The sequence below is a fragment of the Alkalicoccobacillus murimartini genome (genome assembly GCF_030813245.1).
In the GTDB taxonomy this organism is placed as follows: Bacteria; Bacillota; Bacilli; order Bacillales; family Bacillaceae_D; genus Alkalicoccobacillus; species Alkalicoccobacillus murimartini.
In genome coordinates this window covers 1-23,315 of the sequence record NZ_JAUSUA010000004.1, presented here as the reverse complement: position 1 = coordinate 23,315, position 23,315 = coordinate 1, and the positions used below count along the sequence as shown (strand labels likewise).

Annotated in this window: 20 protein-coding genes; 15 read left to right on the top strand and 5 right to left on the bottom strand. The window is 41.6% G+C overall.

Annotated features, from left to right (window positions below; genetic code table 11):
- Entirely contained in the window at positions 1-825 is an 825-nt protein-coding gene (locus J2S05_RS13115; RefSeq protein WP_306983517.1) for an SDR family oxidoreductase, read from the top strand.
- A complete protein-coding gene (locus J2S05_RS13110) occupies positions 822-1,931 on the top strand; it encodes a glycosyltransferase (RefSeq protein ID WP_306983516.1) in 1,110 nt (369 codons plus the stop codon). Before J2S05_RS13115 ends, J2S05_RS13110 begins: the two co-directional genes overlap by 4 nt.
- 190 nt (positions 1,932-2,121) lie before the next feature.
- Here the strand turns inward: J2S05_RS13110 and J2S05_RS13105 are convergent, their stop codons facing one another.
- From J2S05_RS13105 to J2S05_RS13095, 3 genes are all read right to left on the bottom strand, one after another.
- On the bottom strand, positions 2,122-3,075 hold the full coding sequence (locus J2S05_RS13105; protein WP_306983515.1) for a CgeB family protein: 954 nt from the start codon (positions 3,073-3,075) through the stop codon (positions 2,122-2,124).
- 10 nt (positions 3,076-3,085) lie between these two features.
- On the bottom strand, positions 3,086-3,796 hold the full coding sequence (locus J2S05_RS13100; RefSeq protein WP_306983513.1) for a hypothetical protein: 711 nt from the start codon (positions 3,794-3,796) through the stop codon (positions 3,086-3,088).
- A 122-nt stretch (positions 3,797-3,918) separates the two neighbouring features.
- Positions 3,919-4,617, bottom strand: coding sequence for a BMQ_0737 family morphogenetic spore coat protein (locus J2S05_RS13095; protein WP_306983512.1), 699 nt, complete (start codon positions 4,615-4,617; stop codon positions 3,919-3,921).
- Positions 4,618-5,174: 557 nt separating this feature from the next.
- On the opposite strand from J2S05_RS13095, the gene J2S05_RS13090 reads away from it, so the two are divergent.
- From J2S05_RS13090 to J2S05_RS13070, 5 genes are all read left to right on the top strand, one after another.
- Positions 5,175-6,287: a DegT/DnrJ/EryC1/StrS family aminotransferase gene (locus J2S05_RS13090; protein WP_370873648.1), complete on the top strand. Its 1,113-nt coding sequence runs from the start codon at positions 5,175-5,177 to the stop codon at positions 6,285-6,287.
- Complete coding sequence (locus J2S05_RS13085) at positions 6,284-7,333, top strand: Gfo/Idh/MocA family protein (protein ID WP_306983507.1); 1,050 nt, start codon at positions 6,284-6,286, stop codon at positions 7,331-7,333. The genes J2S05_RS13090 and J2S05_RS13085 overlap by 4 nt, the downstream gene beginning before the upstream one ends.
- Positions 7,334-7,335: 2 nt before the next feature.
- Entirely contained in the window at positions 7,336-8,289 is a 954-nt protein-coding gene (locus J2S05_RS13080) for an NAD-dependent epimerase/dehydratase family protein (protein ID WP_306983505.1), read from the top strand.
- Positions 8,286-9,275, top strand: a complete 990-nt coding sequence (locus J2S05_RS13075) for a glycosyltransferase family protein (RefSeq protein ID WP_306983503.1) — start codon at positions 8,286-8,288, stop codon at positions 9,273-9,275. Before J2S05_RS13080 ends, J2S05_RS13075 begins: the two co-directional genes overlap by 4 nt.
- A gap of 101 nt (positions 9,276-9,376) precedes the next feature.
- Complete coding sequence (locus tag J2S05_RS13070; protein ID WP_306983501.1) at positions 9,377-10,333, top strand: alpha/beta fold hydrolase; 957 nt, start codon at positions 9,377-9,379, stop codon at positions 10,331-10,333.
- Between the two features lie 48 nt (positions 10,334-10,381).
- Here the strand turns inward: J2S05_RS13070 and J2S05_RS13065 are convergent, their stop codons facing one another.
- Positions 10,382-11,398: a DUF4855 domain-containing protein gene (locus J2S05_RS13065; protein ID WP_306983499.1), complete on the bottom strand. Its 1,017-nt coding sequence runs from the start codon at positions 11,396-11,398 to the stop codon at positions 10,382-10,384.
- Between the two features lie 154 nt (positions 11,399-11,552).
- Between J2S05_RS13065 and J2S05_RS13060 the strand changes: the two genes are divergently transcribed.
- The 5 genes from J2S05_RS13060 (at position 11,553) to J2S05_RS13040 (ending at position 16,635) form a co-directional block, all read left to right on the top strand.
- A complete protein-coding gene (locus tag J2S05_RS13060; RefSeq protein ID WP_306983497.1) occupies positions 11,553-12,539 on the top strand; it encodes a glycosyltransferase in 987 nt (328 codons plus the stop codon).
- A gap of 13 nt (positions 12,540-12,552) precedes the next feature.
- Positions 12,553-13,557, top strand: coding sequence for a glycosyltransferase (locus J2S05_RS13055; RefSeq protein WP_306983495.1), 1,005 nt, complete (start codon positions 12,553-12,555; stop codon positions 13,555-13,557).
- A 16-nt stretch (positions 13,558-13,573) separates the two neighbouring features.
- Positions 13,574-14,269: an N-acetyltransferase gene (locus J2S05_RS13050; RefSeq protein ID WP_306983494.1), complete on the top strand. Its 696-nt coding sequence runs from the start codon at positions 13,574-13,576 to the stop codon at positions 14,267-14,269.
- Positions 14,270-14,403: 134 nt separating this feature from the next.
- Positions 14,404-15,660 (top strand): nucleotide sugar dehydrogenase, encoded by a 1,257-nt coding sequence (locus J2S05_RS13045; RefSeq protein ID WP_306983492.1) that lies wholly within the window; start codon positions 14,404-14,406, stop codon positions 15,658-15,660.
- Positions 15,661-15,672: 12 nt separating this feature from the next.
- Positions 15,673-16,635, top strand: a complete 963-nt coding sequence (locus J2S05_RS13040; protein ID WP_306983490.1) for an NAD-dependent epimerase/dehydratase family protein — start codon at positions 15,673-15,675, stop codon at positions 16,633-16,635.
- Here J2S05_RS13040 and J2S05_RS13035 read toward each other — a convergent pair whose 3' ends face one another.
- Positions 16,636-17,070, bottom strand: coding sequence for a hypothetical protein (locus tag J2S05_RS13035; RefSeq protein WP_306983488.1), 435 nt, complete (start codon positions 17,068-17,070; stop codon positions 16,636-16,638).
- 142 nt (positions 17,071-17,212) lie between these two features.
- Here J2S05_RS13035 and J2S05_RS13030 point away from each other — a divergent pair, with 142 nt between their 5' ends.
- From J2S05_RS13030 to J2S05_RS13020, 3 genes are all read left to right on the top strand, one after another.
- Positions 17,213-18,907, top strand: a complete 1,695-nt coding sequence (locus tag J2S05_RS13030) for a glycosyltransferase (protein WP_306983487.1) — start codon at positions 17,213-17,215, stop codon at positions 18,905-18,907.
- Between the two features lie 125 nt (positions 18,908-19,032).
- A complete protein-coding gene (locus J2S05_RS13025; RefSeq protein WP_306983486.1) occupies positions 19,033-20,544 on the top strand; it encodes an NTTRR-F1 domain in 1,512 nt (503 codons plus the stop codon).
- 246 nt (positions 20,545-20,790) lie between these two features.
- Positions 20,791-23,315: NTTRR-F1 domain (locus J2S05_RS13020; RefSeq protein WP_306983484.1), on the top strand; the 2,525-nt coding region annotated here is incomplete at its 3' end.

Sequence of the window (23,315 nt, the reverse complement as noted above, 5' to 3'; positions counted from 1 at the left end):
ATGAAAATTATGATTACGGGTGGACATGGTCGTCTTGGAAAGGCATTTGCAGATTATTTACGCGAAGAAGAGGTTTACTCATTTCATCGATACCAGCTTGATTGCACAGATAGGAACGCCGTGATGAAACAAGTCGATAAGCTTAATCCAGATTTGATTTTCCATTGTGCTGCATTTACAAATGTAGACGAATGCGAAAGCCAACCAATGAAATCGTTTCTTGTAAATTGTGTAGCTGTTCAATACATGGCTGAGGCTGCTGGTGGGCGACCTTTATTTCTTTTTAGTACTGATTATCTATTCTCTAAGTTCTCCTTAGAACCTTATTCAGAAATGGATCAGCCAACCCCAGATAATATGTATGCTTTAAGCAAGTGGCTAGCCGAGGAAGGTGTTCGTCATCATTCTAATGTATATGTCATTCGAACCTCATGGTTGTTTGGAGGGGAAAATGATTTTATTGAAAAGATTCGTACTGCGGCCAATCTAAAATCTGAATTGAAAGTAGTGAGTGACCAGGTGGGGAGTCCAACCTATATTCGAGATCTTGTAGAATGGACGTGGCTGTTAAGGCATTATTCCCCTGGACTATACCACATATCGAATAGGGGTGCTTGCAGTAGATTTGAATGGGCTCAAGCCATTCTTTCTTATCTTCCTCGACAGGTGAATTTGGTAAGTACGAAGACAGAGAAGAGAGTGGGTCAAGCTTCTAGACCCACTCGTACGGTCTTATCTACAACTAAGCTGGAACAAACCCTTTTGATGAAACCACGGAGATGGCAGGAAGCATTAGGTGAATATATGCAGGAGAAGCATACATGAATCATCCAAATGTTTTGATTATCCATCATCAAGGTGGAGGAGGAATGATTCATTTTTTAGATCAATGGAAACAGAACCATCATGGGCAGATCTACGAGCTGTATTCAGATATGAAAGGACTTTTTTTCCTGATACCTGATCGAGATCCAAGGAGAATAACCTATCCACAATTAGCTGGACTCATTCAACAATATGAGATCAACGAGCTACACATTCATCATCTATGGAATATTCAAATTTCCAAACTACTCAACGTAATCAAAAGGTCTGGTGTATCACATCGAATCTGGTTGCACGATTTTTTCTCCGTCTGTCCGTTTGTATTTTTTGTAGATCAAAAAGGCAACTATTGCGGAATGCCAAAGGAAGATCCTATCTGCGATGCTTGCGCAAGTTTTGGTGCGAAGCGGATTCAGATGAAACATATGTTATGTGAGTCGGCTCCGACTATTCGTAGCTGGCGAGATCAATTTCGTCAGTTATTATCAACAGCTGAAAGCATAACAGCCCCGAGTGAATCGACTAAATTGATTATGGAAAGCTATGAGCCCTCATTGTGTATTGATGTTATACCACACACTCTTCAGCTTGAATATGAACCTCAAAAGAAAGTTGCTATTGCATCTCTTCCTATTCGAATAGCTGTTCTTGGACATATTTACGCTCATAAAGGTGTAAGGGAATTAGCGTCACTCATTATGCAGTCGGAGAATGCAAAGCTTTCATGTGAATTTTATTTATATGGTGAAGCAGGTCGAGATCTAACAAAGCTTACGCAATCAAATTTTATTAAAAGATCAGCCTATTCATCTCCAGATCGGTTGTTTTCTTTACTTCATGAGGATCACATCGATTTAGTCTTAATTCCATCTATTTGTCCTGAGACCTTTTCTTATACAACACATGAAGCACTGCTTTTAGGGTATCCAGTGATTTGTTTTGACCTTGGTGCACAGGCGGAGGTAGTTAAGGAAAGAAATGCGGGATGGACTGTTCCGGCGAACGATCCACATGGGTTATACGATATGATTAACGAGCTGATCAATAACCCTGAGCAAATTGAACAAGTGAAAAGAACGTTGTATCAAGGTCGTTCAAACGAGTAAGAGATTGGTGTAAATTTATGCTCACCAGCCAGCCGCCCAGGGAAAGCGGAGTGTATGTCCGAAGCGGCGGCCTCACTCTTTTTATTACTGATGGACAAAAAGCCGTATCATTATGTGAGTTTATCAGCATAATGATACGGCTTTTTAGATAGCTAAGATCGTTCTCTTCCCTCTTTCTGTAATAGGATCATTAATGGGTAAGCCATTCAAGTAAAGTATTCACCCGATGTGCATACGAGTGGTTTGCTACGGCGGTTTGATAACTGTTCGTCGCATAAAGCTCACGTTGATCAGGTGCCTGGAGCAGGTGTTCAACCTTTTCAATTAATTCGTCACCAGAGGAAAATAAAGCGATGTCTTTTTCGCGAAACCATGAAGTCCAATCCTCTCTTGCCTCACTTATTTGACAGACCTTGCAACCTGCAACTTCAAATACTCTATTGTTAGGACTAATCCCTTCAAGTGCTCGTTCATTCTTGTTCTCGGGCTGACTTAACCGACGATAACTGTTCAAGACAATTTTAGTACTTGAGTAGTACTCGGCTGTTTGAGTGGGTGTCAGCCATAATGCTGCCTTGTGCACATTTTTTGGAAGCGAATGTTGATACCAATTACCTGCAACGGTAATCGTTATAGGGAGTTTTTTAGCCAAAAGTTTGATTAACTTCACTCTTTCTGGATAAGGGTACCCAATAAAACAAAGGTCACTTTTCTTAGTCGGCTGCGGTACCATTGGTTTAAATATTGAATAATCCGCACCAAGTGGTAGGTGCAGAGACTTGTATCCTAATGACTCATAATAAAGATGAGCTTTTTTTTCGATGGTAACTACATGACTTGCATATGGAGCAACTTTAAGAGAAAGGTCGCTCATGTACGGGTCTTCCGTTAACCATATGACAACCCGAATGTGTTGATCTTTAGACCATTGAAGAAATGACTCATGTAACTGGTAGCCTAATAAGGTGAAAATCATGTCAGGCTTTTCAGCTATACAGTGTTGTTTTAAACGTAATTCATCTAAGGTTGAGACGCATTGTTTTTTGCAAAGAGTGATTGAATGTTGTTGAAAGGCCTTAGTTAATGATTCTTCAATATAAGGGTACGCCCCTTTGTATCCGCTACTAAGGAATAGAATCTTCATGTTAAAACTCCTACGTAATATTACAGATGATTGAATTAAGGGCCCGTCGCCCTTCTGGAATCTCTTCTCCATAAATATATCCATTGATCTGCATGGAAAACGGAGATCCTCTAAACGGAAGGACTACTTCAAAGTGATTAAACGCCATGTCTTCTTTTGTTAAAAGTTGAGCCTTGTTTGGTCTCAGCCAATATTCTCCCGATTCTCTTACTTTTTTTAGGGAATGATTTTCAAGGTAGTTCCAAGCCAACTCATCTTCATCAGATGTCACGTATTCACTTCCATAGTTTTTTTTATTTTGATTGATCTTACCAGAAAGATTAGCCAGCTCTGGTTTACTAAACGTTAAGCAGACGAGAGGATTTGTTAATGGATGACTGGCATCATTACGTATGATGAAATTACCCTGTACGAGACAAGGTTCATCTGTGTCTTCTGATGGATTAGCAGGAAACAGCGTTGAATATGCAAAATAGGCATAAATTCCTGCTAAGCTCTCACCTATGGATTGATTCGAAGGAAGGTTAGGCCGCTGTGCGATTGTGGGATTGTTTGCTGTATGTTTTAAACTATTTAATTCCTCCTCTTGGCTGGTTAGTTTTTTCTTTTGTAGATGAATGATTCGTTGGAACTTCTTTAATTCTGACCGATAATGCAGAAGTTTTTGTTCTAGTTGGATATCCTGGTTCAGGGTTGATCGTTCTTTAGATGTATTAGACATATAGCTTCCTCCCTAAACATGTATTCTATCTTTTATATGTATGACCAATTTGCCAGAAAAGAAGAAAAAAACTGAAGCTGTTGTGGAAGACAGCTTCAGTCAGTGGAAAGACACCTATTTTATTATTCGCTCGTGCTAGTAATACCAAGTCGCTTCTCTGGAAAAATTGGGCAAGAAGGAGCTGGTTGGTTACTTTGTTGTCTGCAGATGATATCTGCAACTGGGAACTCAAGTCTTGGGTTGCAATATGCAGCTTCAATTTCTAAACGTACATCAGCAAATACATGGACATCAAGGCAAAATGTTAAAGAGATATCCAGTTGTGAAAAGGCTGTATCACAAACTACTTCTGCATCCCACTGCCCTGAAGAAATAAAGGCATCTACAATCGTATCTTCTGGTGCACATAAGTAGAAGGTTTGAATTGTAGCAAACTCAATAGGATTTGAAGTGAGAATTAATGCACCAGCTGCATCAAAGATATCTACTTCAAGTAGTCCTCTTGCAAGAATCTTTACTTTCTCTAAAACGATTTCCTTACCACTTGGTAATGTAACCTCAACTTGAGTGCGATCAAGTGGGTTCGTTACCTCAGAAGTGTATAATGATTCATCCAATACCCGAGCAACCGTTGTGTAGCCTGGGTAGCTGCTTAAGAATGAGCATAAATCACCTGGACCTGGAGAAGGTCCTACTGCACCTGGAAATAAGATAGAGAGCTCTGGCTCTCTGTAACTGATGGTTGGAAGATCAACCTGGCGTGTTACCCAATCAAATACCTTGGGCACATTAATTACCACGCTTTGTTTTAATAAGCTCATTAACTATACCTCCTCTATTGTGTACCTAAAACCACACCGTTGATTCGGCGTGACTAGGTGTTCAAACTACTGTATTCTATGACTCGCGTCTAAATTGGTGCAAAATGACCTAAGGATTTTTTGGATTGGGCAAAAATTTCTAAAATAATAAACATATAAAGGATTCGTTCATACCATATATAGATAGATTGAAATAGAAGAAAGGACGTGTAGATGATGATGAGACCAAATTTAAATCGCGTACAACCAAAACCTATTTTTACCCCGAGAGCGTCAGTCAAATCTAAACCAAGACCGTTTGCTTCATTACCAAAACCCACTGAACCAAAACCACACTCTGTTAAATGCTGTGGACGCCGCTAATATGTTCGTTTTCAAAAAAGCTCAAGTGAGAAATTCATTTCTCATTAGAGCTTTTATTTTTGTCAGATGAAAGAAATAAAGCAGTATAGATAACCGCCTTCTTTTTACAAGCTGAGAGAATAGCCGTGACTTCATGTTAGCTAAGCTCATATATCTAGACAGAAGAAATACGAGCTTGAAAAGGAGTGAATGGATTGATTCCACTAATAAATCTTGATAGACAATTTCAACAGATAAAAGCTGAAGCAATGGAAGCTTTTAGTCGTGTGTATGATAGTGGGCAGTATATTCTTGGAGCAGAAGGAAAACAGTTTGAGGAAGAAGTCAAAGCATACCTAAATACACCTTATGCAATCGGTGTAGGCAATGGCACAGATGCACTCGTTCTTGCATTAGACGCGTTGGGGATTGGAGAAGGCGATGAAGTAATTACTACACCTTTTACCTTTTTTGCAACAGCTGAAGCCATTTCACGTGTAGGGGCCACACCGGTCTTTGTTGATATTGAATCAAAAACATTTAATATAGATACAACTCAAATTAACGATGTAATAAATGAAAAAACAAAAGCCATTATGCCCGTTCATTTATTTGGTCAGCCAGCTGATATGAAGGCTATTATGACTATCGCTAAAGCAAATAATCTTTATGTTATTGAGGACGCTTGCCAGGCTTTTGGTGCTACTGTAAATGGCAAGAAAGCAGGAACAATTGGAGATATCGGCTGCTTCTCATTTTTCCCAACAAAAAATTTAGGGACAATGGGTGATGGTGGCATGATTGTGACTAAGCATAACCATGTTTCCGAAAAGATACGGTTGCTTCGTCATCATGGAAGCACTAAAAAATATTATCACGAAGAAATTGGCTATAATAGTCGGTTGGATGAAGTACAGGCAGCCTTACTCCGTATTAGTCTCACTCATATTGATGAATGGAATTCAAACCGTCAGAGCGCTGCAGCTTTCTACAATCAAGAATTCATGACATTACAAGGAGTTACAGTGCCACACATCCAATCTGACTCAGAGCATATTTATCATTTATATTGTCTTGACTTAGAAAACAGGGATGGTATCTCTACTGGTTTGAGTAAGGCTAAAATAGCTAATGGAGTGTATTATCCTCGTCCCTTGCATCTTCAGGAAGTATATAAAGGATTGTCTTACAACGTTGGTGATTTCCCTATTGCTGAAAAGAAATCCAAAAGTCTGTTAGCTATTCCTATGCATCCTTACTTATCTAAGGATGAACAGGTTGAAATTATTCGGACCATTTCTTCTGTAGTATCAGGGAGTAAACCATGAATATTGGAATCATAGGCTGTGGAAGAATTACTGAAAAACATCTCTCGTCCCTAAATCAAATATCAAATGCAAGGGTTACAGCACTAAGTGATTTGTCATTTGAACGCATGAAACAAGCAGCTACACAAATATCCTCTAGTGTAGAGGAGCTTCCTCAACTCTTTGATCATTACCACGACTTGTTACAAACAGATTCTGAGTTGGTGGTCATTGCGACAACCTCTGGTACCCATGTGGAAATTGCAGAAGCCGCATTAAAGGCAGGAAAGCACGTTTTAGTAGAAAAGCCACTTTCACTTTCTATTGAAGAATCAAGAATGCTGACGAAACTAGCAGACGTACAAGGAAAACAGCTTTTTGTTTGTCATCAGCTCCGTTTTAGAAAGATCCTTAATGAAATAAAGACATTAATTGATTCTGGCAAGCTTGGAACCATTCATTTAGGCACAGTGTCGATGTCTGTGCAGCGTCCAACCTCATATTATGAAGCTGCGCCTTGGCGCGGGACGTGGGATCAAGATGGAGGTATGTTGATTAATCAAGGGATTCATATGGTGGATCTACTTATTTGGTATATGGGTAAGGTTCAGTCCGTCTCTGGACAATTACAATGGGTGAACACTCAAAAAGAAACAGAGGATATCGCACTGGGAATGGTTACGTTTTGTAATGGAGCAACAGGATTAATTGAAGCAAATTCAGTTACGTATCCACATAATCATGGATATGCTATTAAACTGTTTGCAGAAAAAGGAACAATCATTATTGAAGGTAGCAATTTTGATCAACTAACCAGGGCAACGATTGAGGGAGAACCTTGGTCAGAGGATGTCAGTGAATGGCTCACAGATAAAGATGAACAGGTCAAGATGTATAAAGAAGTCATAAAGAGTATTACTGGTCTTTCAAACACAGCTGTTATGGCAAAGGAAGCAGAGTTTGCACTTGAAACGATTTTTGCACTTTATCAATCTCATAAGCTTGCAAGTTCCGTTTCACTGCCTCTCTCTTCCTTTTCAACGACAGATATGAAGGGAGTCAACTGACCATGGGAAAGCGTTTTAACCATGTACTTGTTACCGGAGGAGCTGGATTTATTGGCTCAAAGCTTGTTGCAGCGCTTTTGCATCAAGCAGAAAAAATTACGATCATAGATGACCTATCTACTGGTAATCGCGATGAAGTACCTGAACATCCTGCTATTACATTTATTGAAGACAGTATTCTAAATGAGCAGCTTTTAGAGGACATTCTTCCTGAAATAGACATTGTTTTTCATATCGCTTGTCGAAACTTGGTATTGTCTGTAACGGATATGAAAGAGGATTTTGAAGTAAATCTAAGGGGAGCGTATACGCTCTTAGATCAAATTCGTAAATATGGAACAAAGGTTACTCGTTTCGTTTATACGTCAACGGCATCGGTTTATGGGGATGCAGATGTTCTCCCAACCCCACTGGATCAAATCAAAGTAAGGATGCCTTATGCAGCGAGTAAATATGGAGCGGAGCAATACGCTCAGGTTTTTCATTACTTACACCAAATACCAACAACGATCTTGAGACTTTCTAACGTATATGGACCGGGGCAGGTAGCAACAAACCCGTACTGTGGGGTTGTGGCCAAGTTTTTTGAGGCACGAATCGCAGGCTTACCTATGACGATATTTGGAGATGGAAAACAGACGCGTGATTTCACTTATATTGATGATGCCATTGACGCTATCTTGTTTGCTGGGGATCAGAAGGAAGCAATTGGTGAGATTTTTAATATTGCAACTGGAATTGAAACAAGTATTCTCGGCCTTTCTGAAGAAGTCGGAAAAGCATTTGGTGATAAAACACCAGAACAGCTTTTCTCAACGAAACGAACCATTGATACCATTGACCGTAGATGTCTTGCCATTGAAAAAACAACGCAACTGTTAAAGTGGTCGCCAACGATTAGTATAGAAGAGGGGATTCAAAGGACGTATGATTGGCTGTTAGGAGGGAAACCATGAAGATTTTTCAAGGGATCACCGAGATTGCCGGGCAGATGGGGATTATGGCTGGAGAGTTTAAGCGCCAAGGTCATGAGGTACTAAGTTATAATACATTTCAATCCTATCTAGGATATGAGGATCACTTGGAGTATGTAGAGAGAAAAGAAATTGGTAATCGAACGGATGCGATTTTTAAAGAAAATGATCTCTTTCACTTTCATTACGCACAGACCACAAAAGAGGATTTTAGCGATCTAGCTCAACTAAAAGGATCTGGGAAAAAAGCAGTGATGCACCATTGGGGCAATGATGTACGCTTCCATGAACAAGCAAAAGAAAAAAATCCCTTTGCTTATACGGGGGATTCTCCATCTAATGCTTATATGGATTGGCGTTTAAAGCATATTACTACGGTTATTGAAGATGCGATTGTACAGGATTATGAAGTGTATGAGTATGTGAAGGACTATTACAAAAGAGTTCATGTTGTCCCAATTGCAGTCGATCTGAAAAAAATCCAAAAAGTCGAAACGAAGCCAAAGAATATTCCTCTACTTGTTCATGCTCCAACTAATCCTTATTTTAAAGGAACGGTTCATGTAGAAAGAGCCATTAAACAGCTTAAAGAAACTCATTTGTTCCGTTATAAACGAATTGAGCGAATGAATCATGATGAAGCAGTAGAGTTGTATAAAGAGGCAGATATTATTCTTGATCAGGTGCTTTGCGGGTCATATGGATTACTATCGGTAGAAGCAATGTCACTGGGTAAACCTGTAGTGACATACATTCGCGATGATCTTTTACCCAAGTTTCCTGAGAAACCTCCAATTGTTATTGCGAACCCTGGTACGATTTATGAACAAATTAAATGGTTAATCGAAAGCCCGGAAAAATGGGGAGAGATCGGTCAAAAGGGACGGAAATATGTTGAGACCTATCATGATAGTAAGGTAGTGAGTGAACAGATTTTATCTATCTATGATTCATTACCCACTTTATAATAAGAAGAGTAAGGAAACAGAGAAAAATATTCCAATTTATCTCTGTTTCGTTTATACTGAAAAATGTAAGCGCTTAATTATAGGTTGAGAGGATGAGACGATTGCCAACAGTAGATATGCCAATAGAAGAGCTTTTAACGTACCAAGGAAAAAATCCTCGTCCACAGGACTTTGATACATATTGGGAGGATGCTTTAGCTGAATTAAAACAAACAGATCCAAAGGTTACACTTGAGCCGAGTACTTTCCAAACCTCGTCAGCAGAATGTCATGATTTATATTTCACTGGTGTTGGAGGTGCCCGTATTTATGCGAAATACATAAAGCCGCTCCAAGTCACAGAGCCACATCCTGCCGTTCTTCACTTCCATGGCTATTCTGGTCATTCTCCAGATTGGTCAGAGTTACTTAAATACGTGGCAGCCGGATTCTCCGTTCTAGCAATGGATGTACGTGGACAAGGTGGACGTTCAGAGGATAATAGTCAAGTGGTAGGAAATACACTATACGGCCATATTATTCGTGGGGTGCAAGACCCTAAGACGTTATTCTTTCGAAATGTGTTTCTAGACACGGCTCAATTGGTCCGTGTTGCTGGAGAATTAAACGAAGTTGATCCCAATCGAATTGTAGCGACAGGAAGCTCACAAGGAGGAGCTCTAACCCTTGCTTGTGGTGCGCTTGCGCCATCTGTAAAAAAGCTTGCAGCGAATTATCCTTTTCTGAGTGATTATCAGAGAGTGTGGGAGATGGACGCTGTTAACCAAGCATACAGAGAAATTGTTGATTATTTTAGGCGATTTGATCCTACTCATTCAACTGAAAAAGAATTTTTTACGAACCTTGGCTATATAGATATTCAGCATTTAGCTAATCGAATATCTGGAGAAGTGTTAATGGGGGTAGGGCTAATGGATTTGAGTTGTCCGCCATCTTCACAATTCGCTGCGTACAACAAAATTGAAAGTGAAAAGTCTTATGCTTTGTATCCTGACTTTGCACATGAAAATTTACCTGGCCAGCAAGACCGGATGTATCAATTTTTACTAAATATATAAGCAAAAAACCGTGATGAGATGAAGCTCTTCACGGTTTTTATTGTTTTATTACGTATAGGACTTTCCAGGGTAACTTTGTTCAACATATTGTTTTCTAAAGAAATGACGAAGCTGCTGATACTCAGCGGGTGTCGACTCAGCAAATTCTTTAAAGGTTAAATTATAAAAGGAAAAAACAAGTAAGCGATCATTCATATAATTATTACGTGTTGGAAGTCCTAAGTTCAGAAAATCATATACATGATAACGACTGAAGGTCCAACCTTTTCCAATGTTAATTTGAATTCCGCATCCAAAGACATTGGAGAACATACACGCATGATTAATCCATTCTGTACCCATCATCGTATTCCCGTAATAATTTGTATTCACAGCCGTTACATCAAACTTAAGGTGATCTCCCTTCCACGGTTTCATTGCTCCGAATCCTCCGTAATTAGGAAGCCACATAGTTTTGTACCCATCTGAATGAATGATTGTATTAATTTGTTGAATCAATTCTTCATCGTTATCACTTAATACTTCTTTTACCCAATAAAAGCCTTGAAGCTTTAATTGTGTGAAGCCAGACAGTTGCCATTGGCTTAAGACTTTTTGGTACCACCAGGTTAATGCTTGAAGCCGATCTGCTGTTAAAGTAAAGGAAAGATCCCTTCCTGACTCAGCTGTTCCAAATGATTGATCGCCACTTAATGGATAGGGTAAGCCAATCCAAATATCTAATGGAGTAGTAGATACCGAATTCAAAGAATTGAGCGCATGCAAATTAGCCCCTTTTTCAAACAAAAAATCAAGGTATTTCGTCCAATCCTCGTCTCTAGAATGCTCACCAAATCCCGTATAGAGAGGATGAAGATAAGCCCCTTCCCGTGATGATATTGGATTAAAAATAAAGCCTTTAAAGTACGACTCACCAGTATTTTGCCCATTTAACTGATATTGTACAGCCGGGCGTAGGTCTTCTTCTGTCCATAATCGTTTGTGGTCCTCATCAAATCCTCCAATGGGGATAACCGCAAGTTGATTCTGCAACCCTAAATCCTCACCTTTTAACAATCCTCGCATATATGTGCCACCTTTCCCTGATTTCTCCTACAGCTTATGTAAACACACCAAAAAAAATGAATCATGAGATTTAAGTACTCTTATTAACGGAAGGCACAGTAAGTGAATAGATATAGAGAAGAAAAAACAGGTACGCAAAAGAGAGGAGCGGAAAATGAAAGTTATTCATGTTCCAACTGAGATATCAGGACAAATGGGGATGATCTGTGATGCTTTACGAAAGCTTGGGCATCAAGTAAGTGGGTACAATTGGTTTCATACCTATTTAAATTATGAAGGGAAAGTAACCCCAACTGATGCATATGAGCTCTACAAGCATTTGCTACCGTTGATTAATCATGCGGAGGTTTGTCATTTCCATAATGGGAATACATTTACGATCAAAGGTGAAGAACTTCCGCTTTTAAAGGAACTTGGGAAGAAGCTTGTTATGCACCACTGGGGAAATGACGTAAGAACCGTTAAAAAAGTAAAGGAGTTGAACCCATTTCCTTTGCCACCAAGCTATAACACGGATGAATACATTCACGAACGTCTCACTTATCTTACGTCTTATATCGATACAGCCATTGTTCAGGATTATGAGATGGTTCCATATGTAAAGGACTATTACAAGCATGTTCATGTCATTCCGCTTGCTTGTAATGCACAAGAATTTGTCCCTCATTATCCTCCTGTCACAAAAGAAAAACCTTTAATTGTGCATGCACCAACGAATCAAGCATTTAAAGGCACAGAATATGTCCATTCTTCGATTGATCACCTTGAATACCAAGGATATAACTTTTCGTATAAAAAAATAGAACAGCTTAGTCATAAGGAAGCACTCGAACTCTATAAGGAGGCGGATATTATTGTGGATCAGCTTCTATGTGGAACCTATGGAGTATTAAGTGTAGAAGCTATGGCGCTTGGTAAGGTTGTTGTTGCAAATATACGTGAAGATGTTAGGTCTCATCTTCCAGCTGATTTCCCAATCGTATCGGCCACTCCTGAAACTCTTTCAGAGGTGTTGAAGCCATATATTGAACAACCTCAGCTTCGTTATGAAACAGGAAAACGTTCAAGAGCTTTTGTTGAAAACTTTCATAACGCTGATTTGATCGCTAAAAATCTTGAGCATATTTATAGCAAGCTTTAAGGAGTGATTCATCATGAAGATTTGCCATGCACCAATGGAGATTGCTGGCCAGGTTGGTTTAATTAATAGAATGCTTCGTGAAGATGGTCTAACCTCGGCTGCCTTTAATTATTTTCAAACAAGTTTTGATTATCCTGGTACCTATCCAACGGATTCATATGACATGCAAAAGGTGGCTCTTGCTGCCATTCCGCATTTTGATATCTTTCATTTCCATAACAGCGGTACCTTTATAGGTGATTTTCGTGATCTTGAATGGATTAAAAAAACAGGTGGAAAGGTCATCATGCACCATAGGGGAACGGATGTCAGAACAAGAGTGTTAGCGAAAAATGGGGCGGATTATGAAAATCATTATGTCAATGCGGAATCTTCCCTACCTGATGACATGATTCATGAGAACTTAGTGACCTTTTCTAAATATATTGATGCAGCCATTGTTCAAGATTATGAGTTATATAAATATGTTAAACCGTACTATGAAAAAGAAAATGTTCCAATACATGTATTGCCAAGGCTTTGTATGATTAATGATTACAAGCCAAGCTATCCGAGCATAACAACAACTCGTCCTCTTGTTGTACATGCGCCATCGCAGAGAGAGTTTAAAGGCACAGAAGAAGTGGAGAAAGCCGTTGTAGAGTTACAGCAAGAAATCCCATTCGATTTTCAGTTAATTGAAAATACAACTCATAAAGAGGCGACTGCGTTATACCAAAATGCAGATATTATTGTGGATCAGATCCTATGTGGGATGTATGGAAATCTAAGTGTTGAAGCGATGGCTTTGGGCAAAGCTGTCATCGCCTACATTCGACCAGACCTAAAAGAAACATTACCTCAAACGCTGCCCATTCAGTCTGCTAATCCTGACACGATTAAAGAGGTACTAAGGGGTCTACTTTTAGATGCACATGCAAGACACAGGCTTGGAGTGGAAGGTCGCAACTATGTAGAGGCCTATCATGATGCAGTCACTGTGACAAAAAAATTAAAAGAAATTTATCAATCTCTATAAGGATGGGGACTAATCTATGACCATACACTCAAGTGTAATAGTTGGAACGGATGTAGACATAGGCGAATATGCTGTTATTGAAATGGGCGTTCGCATTGGCGACCGGGTGACAATTGGCGCACATGCAGTGATTAAGGAAGGTACGGTTATTGGTGATGATGTAGAGGTTGGTGATCATGTTGTTTTAGGAAAAAGACCAGGTAAAAACAAAAAGATGGCAAGAAAACCTGCTGAAAATCTACCTCCATTACTTATAGATAACGGAGTGGTGATTGGAAGTCACGTTACTTTATACCGTGGATTATCTCTCGCCGAAGGTGTATTCCTAGGTGACCATGTCAGTATTAGAGAACAAATCTTTATAGATCGACATACCATTATTGGCCGTCATGCTATGGTTGAGCCTAATACACGAATAGGTAAAAATGTCACAATCCAGACTGGTTGCTATGTAACAGCAGACACAATTATCGAGGATCATGTTTTTATAGGTCCGTGCTGTTCAATGTCCAATGATAAGTATATGGCGAGCGGAAAAGGATCGCACACAGGACCACATATTAAGAAATATGCCAAAATTGGCAATCACGCAACACTTCTTCCGGCAATCATTATTGGAGAGAATGCTGTTGTAGGTGCAGGCGCAGTTGTGACAAAAGATGTACCGGATGGAGCAGTGACAGTAGGAAATCCAGCAAGGGTCCGACCTTGATCGATTAGTAGGCCTGTTCATTAATTTGAGCCTAACTTTCCTCATAAATAGATGATCGGTTTAACGAATAGATAATCAGCCACATATCAATAGTTAGATTGACATTTTAACTATTTGAAAGAAGGGCTGCGCGAATGGCGACTAAAGTTGCTGTCATTGGACTTGGCTATGTAGGGCTACCATTGGCATCATTATTTCATAAAAGTGGATACGATGTAGTAGGGATAGATGTAGATCCAAGAAAAATAAAAAGTTTGGATAAAGGAGAATCCTATTTATCAGATTTCACTGATAAAGAGATTAAGAAGTTAACATCTTCAAAACGTTTTAGCTATACAACAGATTTCCAATCCATTCAAACAGCCTCAGCTATTATCTTGTGTGTACCAACTCCGCTGAAGGATCATCAATATCCTGATTTGAGTTATTTGGAATCTGCAACCCATGCTTTACTTCCTTTCTTGAAAAAAGGTCAGCTTGTCGTACTCGAAAGCTCAACATTTCCTGGAACCACAGAAGAAGTATTGGTCCCATTGTTGCAGAAAAGCGGATTAATCATTGGAGAAGATTTGTACATTGGCTATTCCCCAGAACGGATCGATCCAGGTAACAAGGATTTTACACTTGCAGAGATTCCAAAAGTAGTTAGTGGAGTGACGGATCGTTGTCGAGAGAAGACAGTGAGCATTTATGAAAAAGCCTTTCATAAGTTAGTACCTGTTGATAGTCCTCGAATAGCAGAGATGACTAAGATTCTTGAAAATACCCAACGACTAGTTAATATCTCTTTTATGAATGAGATGAGTCAGGTTTGTCATCAGTTAGGTATTGATATTTGGCAGGTTATAACGGCAGCGAGTACAAAACCATATGGGTTTACCTCTTATTTTCCTGGTCCGGGAATTGGAGGTCACTGCATTCCTGTAGACCCTCTATACCTTAAGTGGAAGGCCAATCAAGAAAACTTGGATACGCCTTTTATTGACTTAGCTAAACAAGTGAATGATGCCCAACCATCGTATATTGTATCTAGACTGGAGAAAGCATTATCGAAAGAGGTAAAAAATCCTTCTATCTTACTAATTGGATTAACGTATAAGAAGGATGTAAACGATGTTCGTGAGTCGGTGTCTATCCCAATCATGGAACAGATAATTGATCGTGGTTGGTCTGTTGATTACCATGACCCATTTATGGAGGATATTCTTGTAAAAGACAAACAGTTTAAAGGAGTACAGTTGGAACCAGACATTCTTGCAAACTATGATGCAGTGCTTATATTAACAGACCATAGTCATATTGACTACAATCATTTAGTTGAACACTCAAAGCTAATTGTTGATACACGAAATTGTATTAAGGGTCATTATCCACATGTAATACGATTATAAAGAGGTGATAACGTGAGGCTTCTGGTTACAGGTGGAGCGGGGTTTATTGGTTCCCACCTTTGTGAAGAACTGCTGAAAGAACATCATCATGTAACAGTGCTGGATAACTTCTCAAATGGAAAGCCATCAAATATAGCCCACCTGCTTCCAAACGAAGGGTTTCAATTAATTAAAGGGGATTGTGCAGATCCTGATAAGGTTGATTCGCTTATGAAAGAAGTGGATGCAGTCTTTCATCTTTCTGCCATATTAGGGGTAAAGAATTGTGTGCAATATCCTCTTAAAGTAATCAAAGGAAATTTGGATGGAACCTCAGTTGTTTTAGCCAGTGCAGCTGAACATCAAAAGAAAGTTATATTTGCCTCAAGTTCAGAAGTATACGGGAAAAGTGAAGATCATCCTTTCAAAGAAGACGGCAATCGTTTATTAGGTTCGACAAACATTCATCGATGGTGTTATTCAACGGCTAAGTCGATGGAAGAACACTTATGTCTCGCTTATGGAAAAGAAGGGTTACCTGTAACGATTCTTCGTTATTTTAATGCATATGGACCAAGGGCAACAGATACGATGTATGGTGGGGTTGTCCCCATTTTTGTGAAGGCTGCATTAGAAAATCAGCCTATTCCTATTTTTGGTGATGGCTCACAAAGTCGTTGCTTTACTTTTGTGAAAGATGCTGCCACAGCTACAGCTCTTGTTCTAAAGAAAAAGACCCATCAAGAAGTGATTAATGTCGGTTCGGATCAATCAATATCCATTCAAGAGTTGGCGGAACGAATCAAGCTGTTAACAAATTCTTCATCAGAGATCGTGCACATTCCATATGAACAGGCTTACGGCAATGGTTTTGAAGATATGAAACAGAGGGTGCCCCATATAGAAAAAGCTGCAAGGCTTTTAGGCTACGTCCCGGACACCCAGCTCGATTTTGGTATACATCAAACAATAAATTGGTATAGAGAACAGAATTAATTACTTCTTTTTTGGGTTTTTAACAGAGCGAAGAAACCAATCTTGATTTTTGCTTGGACCTTCTCTATCTAATTGAATGTCTGGTTGAACATCCTTTTGTTTAATGGGCTCCTCTACTTCAACTTCGGCAGATTGTATATCTGCCTTTTCTTTTTGTCTAACCTTTTCAAATTCAGATTGTAATTCAGAGAGATCCGTTTGAACCTTTTGAAGTTGAGTGAGAGTAGACTGCAGCTCTGATTGTAATTCAGTTTTTTCTGTTACCCATTGTTTTTCTTTATCCTTAAATTCATCAATCATATTGTAATAATAGTCATTTTGATATCTCTCTACTTGTGTTTTGTACTTATTGAGTTCGGACTGAGTATATATAAGACGCTGCTGTAGTTGAACGGGTGTTAATTTGGTGTGCAGTGCTGTTTTTTTGCTTTGCATCGTTCTCACCTCATTAGTTTTGTTTATCCCACTTTTTCCGGGTAATAGGACTCCAGCTGATGGAAGTTTAACACGTTAAAAAATGTATATGTCCTATTCGGACAGAACATGCAGGTGAATCTTTTGGAAATAGGAGGTCATGATGAAGAATCACGTTTCACATAGAATTATTTTTGACAAAGAAGCGTATTTGAGAAGACTAAAGGGTGTACCATCTATTAAGGAACAACCACGATCTCTTGTTCCTGTTTTCAGAAATAAACAATTTCGATTACACGTCATTATTCCTGCAATGGATGAAGCTGATACGATTTCTGGAGTATTAGATGAAGTCAATCGATTATTGCCTGATCGAGTGATTGTTGTTGTAAATGGGTCAACAGATCAAACAGCTCATATTGCTAGGCAAAAAGGGGCTACTGTGCTTCATTACCGAACAGCTTTAGGTAATGATCTTGGAAGAGCTATTGGAGCCCTTCATTCCGAAGCCGACATTTATTTGTTTACTGATGCAGATATTGTAATCAAAGCAGAAGATTATCTTCCTTTTATAAAAGATATTGAAGGTGGGGGAGACGTTAGTATTAATTCGGTTGATTGGGTAACAAAGGTGCCAAATGCTGATATGATTTCGTTTGCTCGATATTTTATAAATTATATTCAAGGGAAAGTAGAGCTAAGGGCAGAGAATGTGTTAACAATTCCACATGCTTTTAGTAAAAAAGCTCTGAATACGATTAGTAAAGAGGCGCTAACAAGTCCCATTCTGGCTAATTCGATTGCAATAGATAAAGGATTAAAGGTTCTGGTGCCACATGATATAGATGTACTAGCTGTTAACAAGCTACGTCAAAATCATATTGCTAAACAGGGAGAAGTATTGTCAGAGGCCATGCAGCGCATGCATGGTGACATGTTGGAAGCTCTTGATTATTTGTTTTCTGAACATGGATCTACGTTAACATTTCCACGTCATCGAGTGGTTCATCCTATAGCTCATCATGATCGCTTGGAATGGCAGGCTAAATCCGCTACGAAAAGAAGATCCGTTATCTTAGCTATTACAGACGAGGACGAGAATATCGATTCCATCCTTTCCACTGTTAAAGAGATAGATGTTGAATTGGTAACGGTTGTTTCACAAAAAAATAAAGAAGCAGAAGAAGTTCTTAGGAAGAAGTCGATCCCATTCATATCTTTGTCTGAAACCTATTCAGAAGGTGTGTACTTTTATATCGGTAGTCAATTTGCTCAGGGGGATTCTCTTTTATTTCTTCCTTCAGATGTTCAAATTGAAAAACGACAAATTGAGTTATTTTTTGAAAAGGCAGAAGAAGTAGACGTCGATATTTCTATTAATGATCAACTAGCTTATTTAAAGTCAATAGAGGACATGAGTATTATCCATGTTGGAGCGAGATTGTTAAATGCAAATGTGAATGAACATTCGTTATCAGTCTCTTCTTTGCTTACACCTCCATTTGCTATGAACAGATCGGTATTAACAAAACTTGATCAAACATATCTTCAGAAACCAGGAAGAGCACATATTCAAGCGTTGTCTAATGGTCTAAAGTTGTCCACAGCTACAGCCGTTGATTGTACGAATCAATCTAAGAGAAAAGAAGATAAAAGGGTAGCTGATTTAGTTGATGGTTTTTATTATTGGATTAAACAACATGGCCCTCGCGGTGCGTTTACTGATGGTAAGAGGCAAAGGCATTTGTTAGGCTCTCATTCGATGGTTCATACAAATTCAGCAACATTGTTCGAAAAAAATATGAATATTCCTTTGTCTGAAGAAACTCATACAATAGATTTGAAGATTCTAGAGTGAAAACACATGGTCAATTTCATCTAATTAAAGCAGAACTAGGCTAACGAAGCTTCCTTTTCTTAAAGGATTCATAGTATAGAAAAGCTCCTGATTTAAGGGGAGCAGAGAAGCTAAGGAGGTCAACAATGGTTATTAACCGTATCGTTAATAGTGGGTTTGAAGCAGGTGTGCTTGCCCCGTGGGTAACCGTAAATGGGTTGCTTACTACAGTCTACAGCCATACTGGCTTGTATGCTGTGCAACTTCCTAGTGCAGCTGGTTCAAGCCTATCGCAGGTTGTACCAGTTACTGAAGGAGAAAGTTTTGAGGTATTAGTATCACTTGCCAAAACAAGTGCACTTCCTTCACCTCTAGTTACAGTAACCGTTGCATACTTTGACATTAACTCTATTTTCTTAGGAAATGGATTAGTTGTTGACGTACAAACGGATGGACTTCCTGAAGTCACTGCATCTACGTGGTTGTCTGTTTATGAGACAACGTCACTAGCTCCAATAGGCACAGCAACAGCCACGATCACGATCGAGGTTTTTGCAGCGCCTGGAACAGCTGATATCGTAGTTGATGATGTGGCCATGGTCACTTCAGAATTTCTTTTTGTACCAAGTGGCCCTCCTGGTCCAACAGGTCCAACAGGCCCAACAGGTCCGACCGGTGCAACAGGAGCAACAGGAGATATTGGTCCAACAGGCCCAACGGGAGCAACAGGCCCAACAGGTCCAGCAGGAACTGGAGCAGGAGTAACCGGTCCAACAGGTCCGACGGGAGATATTGGCCCAACGGGAGCAACAGGAGCCACCGGAGTAACGGGAGCTACCGGAGCAACGGGAGATATTGGTCCAACAGGAGCAACAGGAGCAACAGGAGATATTGGTCCAACAGGCCCAACGGGAGCAACAGGAGCTACTGGACCTGCGGGAACCGGCGCAGGAGCAACGGGAGTAACAGGCCCGACGGGAGCAACGGGAGTAACAGGCCCGACGGGAGCAACAGGAGTAACAGGCCCGACGGGAGCGACAGGGGTAACAGGCCCGACAGGAGCAACAGGAGTAACAGGCCCGACGGGAGCGACAGGAGATATCGGTCCGACGGGAGCAACGGGAGTAACAGGCCCGACGGGAGCGACAGGAGATATCGGTCCGACGGGAGCAACGGGAGTAACAGGCCCGACGGGAGCAACAGGAGTAACAGGTCCGACCGGTCCAACAGGAGTAACAGGCCCAACTGGTATTGCAGTCACTCCAAATAGTATGTCTGCTGTAAATACAGCTGGAGGAGTTCTTGCTGTAATATTAGGAGGAACACCAGTACCTCTACCAAGCGTTCAGAGTCTAGATGCTTTCGTGGCGAATGGAGCGTCCACATTATTCACAGTTCCAACCACTGGTAGATATTATATAACGTATCGCATTAATTTAACTGTCGGTCTTCTGACTGGAGCGCAAGTTGTAGCTGGTGGAGTTCCGGTTCCAGGTACAATTATTTCTCCAGTATTAACATTAAGTAGTTTTGAAGCAGATGTCATTACTACACTAACAGCGGGAACCACAATCGGTCTTCAGCTATTTGGTGTTGCAGCTGTTGCGACGTTACAAGCTGGTGTAGGTGCTTCTCTTACGGTAATTAGAGTGGAATAGACAGTATAGATATAGTAGTTTTTGAATGCCTAAATCTATAGATTTAGGCATTTTTTTGTTGTCAATGTATAGGTCTTCAACTTGTATTGTAGACGAAAGGTGCAGTACTACTTGTATTCATTAACATAAAACAGATGGATTTATATTAGCAGTTTTAGTTTTTTTGTTTGAAGTAGGTAAACAGTAATTCGGTAAAGCTATAGTTTGAATACTTATAAACTATATTGATTGGAAGGAGGAGTATGTTTGATTAATAGAATAATAAATGGCGGATTCGAATCAGGTTCAATAAGTCCTTGGATCAGTTTAAACGCTGAAATTACACCTTTGTATAGTCATTCTGGTTTTTTTAGTCTTCTTTTGAGCGATACTTTTAATAACGCATATATTTATCAAATTGTAGATATATTTCCTGGTGAAACCTATCAATTTTATACCTCTATTTCAAAAGTGTCTGACACCGCAATTGCTTCACCCATGACGTTGTCAATTAACTATTATGATAGTAATTTTAACTTTATTGAATATGGATTAATTACAAGTATTCCTCCTCAAAGTGTGCCAAGTGTCTCAACGAATACATGGCTTGAAATTACCCAAACTACATCTACAGTTCCCTTAAATGCGACACAAGCTTTGGTTCTTATAAATTCTCTACCACAAGTTAATGCTTCAGATATGCTAGTCGATGACGTAGGCTTACTGGTCTTAGATGGACCTCCTACTCCTACAGGCCCACCTGGACCTACAGGCCCAATTGGCCCGACCGGGGTAACAGGAGCAACGGGAGTAACGGGAGCAACAGGGTCAACAGGAGCAACAGGAGCAACAGGTCCAACCGGAGTAACAGGAGCAACGGGAGCCACCGGAGCAACGGGAGCAACGGGAGTAACAGGAGCAACGGGAGCAACCGGAGCAACGGGAGTAACAGGAGCAACGGGAGCAACCGGAGCAACGGGAGTAACAGGAGCGACCGGAGCAACGGGAGTAACAGGAGTAACAGGAGTAACAGGAGTAACGGGAGCAACCGGAGTAACAGGGACAACAGGGGCGACCGGAGCAGCAGGAGTAACCGGAGCAACCGGAGCAACCGGTGCGACAGGAGCAACAGGAGCAACAGGAGCAACAGGGCCAACCGGAGCAACAGGGCCAACCGGAGCAACGGGGTCAACAGGAGTAACAGGAGCAACAGGAGCAACAGGAGTAACGGGTCCAACGGGAGCAACAGGGTCAACAGGGGCGACCGGAGCAACCGGAGTAACCGGAGCGACAGGGGCAACGGGAGCAACCGGGGTGACAGGAGCAACAGGAGCAACCGGAGTAACAGGTCCGACAGGCCCAACCGGAGCAACGGGAGTAACAGGTCCGACGGGAGCAACAGGAGCCACCGGAGTAACAGGGCCAACAGGGGCGACCGGAGCAGCAGGAGTAACCGGAGCAACGGGAGTAACAGGAGCAACGGGTCCAACGGGAGCCACCGGAGTAACAGGAGCAACCGGAGTAACAGGGCCAACAGGAGTAACAGGGCCAACAGGAGCTACCGGAGCAACAGGAGTAACAGGGCTAACAGGGGCGACCGGAGCAACAGGAGCAACGGGAGCAACAGGAGTAACAGGGCTAACAGGGGCGACCGGAGCAACAGGAGCAACGGGAGCAACCGGGGTGACAGGAGCCACCGGAGTAACAGGAGCAACCGGGGCAACAGGAGCAACCGGGGTGACAGGAGCAACGGGAGCAACCGGGGCAACAGGAGCAACCGGGGTGACAGGAGCAACGGGAGTAACAGGAGCAACGGGAGTAACAGGAGCAACAGGGCCAACGGGAGCCACCGGAGTAACAGGAGTAACAGGAGCAACGGGAGCCACCGGAGCAACAGGGCCAACGGGAGCCACCGGAGTAACAGGAGCAACAGGAGCCACCGGAGTAACAGGAGCCACCGGAGTAACAGGAGCGACAGGAGTAACCGGAGCGACAGGAGTAACCGGAGCAACAGGAGCAACAGGGGCGACCGGAGCAACCGGAGCAACAGGAGTAACAGGAGTAACAGGTCCGACAGGAGCAACAGGAGCAACAGGAGTAACCGGAGCCACCGGAGTAACAGGAGCAACCGGGGCGACAGGAGCAACAGGGCCAACAGGAGCCACCGGAGTAACAGGAGCCACCGGGGCAACAGGAGCCACCGGGGTGACAGGAGCCACCGGAGTAACAGGAGCCACCGGGGCAACAGGAGCAACAGGAGCCACCGGAGTAACAGGAGCGACAGGAGTAACCGGAGCAACAGGAGTAACCGGAGCGACAGGAGTAACCGGAGCAACAGGGGCGACAGGAGCAACCGGAGCAACAGGAGTAACAGGTCCGACAGGAGCAACAGGAGCAACAGGAGTAACCGGAGCCACCGGAGTAACAGGAGCAACCGGGGTGACAGGAGCCACCGGAGTAACAGGAGCAACAGGAGTAACCGGAGCGACAGGAGTAACCGGAGCGACAGGAGTAACCGGAGCAACAGGAGCAACAGGGGCGACAGGAGCCACCGGAGCAACAGGAGTAACAGGGGCGACAGGAGCCACCGGAGCAACAGGAGCAACAGGGCCAACGGGAGCCACCGGAGTAACAGGAGTAACAGGAGTAACAGGAGCAACGGGAGCAACCGGAGCAACAGGGCCAACGGGAGTCACCGGAGTAACAGGAGCGACAGGAGTAACCGGAGCAACAGGAGTAACCGGAGCGACAGGAGTAACCGGAGCAACAGGGGCGACAGGAGCAACCGGAGC

Bases quoted from the DNA above. Each gene is read 5' to 3' on its own strand.
- J2S05_RS13105 (WP_306983515.1), bottom strand. From the start codon at position 3,075: ATGAAGATTCTATTCCTTAGTAGCGGATACAAAGGGGCGTACCCTTAT.
- J2S05_RS13045 (WP_306983492.1), top strand. From the start codon at position 14,404: ATGGCGACTAAAGTTGCTGTCATTGGACTTGGCTATGTAGGGCTACCA.
- J2S05_RS13025 (WP_306983486.1), top strand. From the start codon at position 19,033: ATGGTTATTAACCGTATCGTTAATAGTGGGTTTGAAGCAGGTGTGCTT.
- J2S05_RS13050 (WP_306983494.1), top strand. From the start codon at position 13,574: ATGACCATACACTCAAGTGTAATAGTTGGAACGGATGTAGACATAGGC.
- J2S05_RS13055 (WP_306983495.1), top strand. From the start codon at position 12,553: ATGAAGATTTGCCATGCACCAATGGAGATTGCTGGCCAGGTTGGTTTA.
- J2S05_RS13085 (WP_306983507.1), top strand. From the start codon at position 6,284: ATGAATATTGGAATCATAGGCTGTGGAAGAATTACTGAAAAACATCTC.
- J2S05_RS13035 (WP_306983488.1), bottom strand. From the start codon at position 17,070: ATGCAAAGCAAAAAAACAGCACTGCACACCAAATTAACACCCGTTCAA.
- J2S05_RS13080 (WP_306983505.1), top strand. From the start codon at position 7,336: ATGGGAAAGCGTTTTAACCATGTACTTGTTACCGGAGGAGCTGGATTT.
- J2S05_RS13115 (WP_306983517.1), top strand. From the start codon at position 1: ATGAAAATTATGATTACGGGTGGACATGGTCGTCTTGGAAAGGCATTT.
- J2S05_RS13110 (WP_306983516.1), top strand. From the start codon at position 822: ATGAATCATCCAAATGTTTTGATTATCCATCATCAAGGTGGAGGAGGA.
- J2S05_RS13030 (WP_306983487.1), top strand. From the start codon at position 17,213: ATGAAGAATCACGTTTCACATAGAATTATTTTTGACAAAGAAGCGTAT.
- J2S05_RS13095 (WP_306983512.1), bottom strand. From the start codon at position 4,617: ATGAGCTTATTAAAACAAAGCGTGGTAATTAATGTGCCCAAGGTATTT.
- J2S05_RS13060 (WP_306983497.1), top strand. From the start codon at position 11,553: ATGAAAGTTATTCATGTTCCAACTGAGATATCAGGACAAATGGGGATG.
- J2S05_RS13100 (WP_306983513.1), bottom strand. From the start codon at position 3,796: ATGTCTAATACATCTAAAGAACGATCAACCCTGAACCAGGATATCCAA.
- J2S05_RS13075 (WP_306983503.1), top strand. From the start codon at position 8,286: ATGAAGATTTTTCAAGGGATCACCGAGATTGCCGGGCAGATGGGGATT.
- J2S05_RS13065 (WP_306983499.1), bottom strand. From the start codon at position 11,398: ATGCGAGGATTGTTAAAAGGTGAGGATTTAGGGTTGCAGAATCAACTT.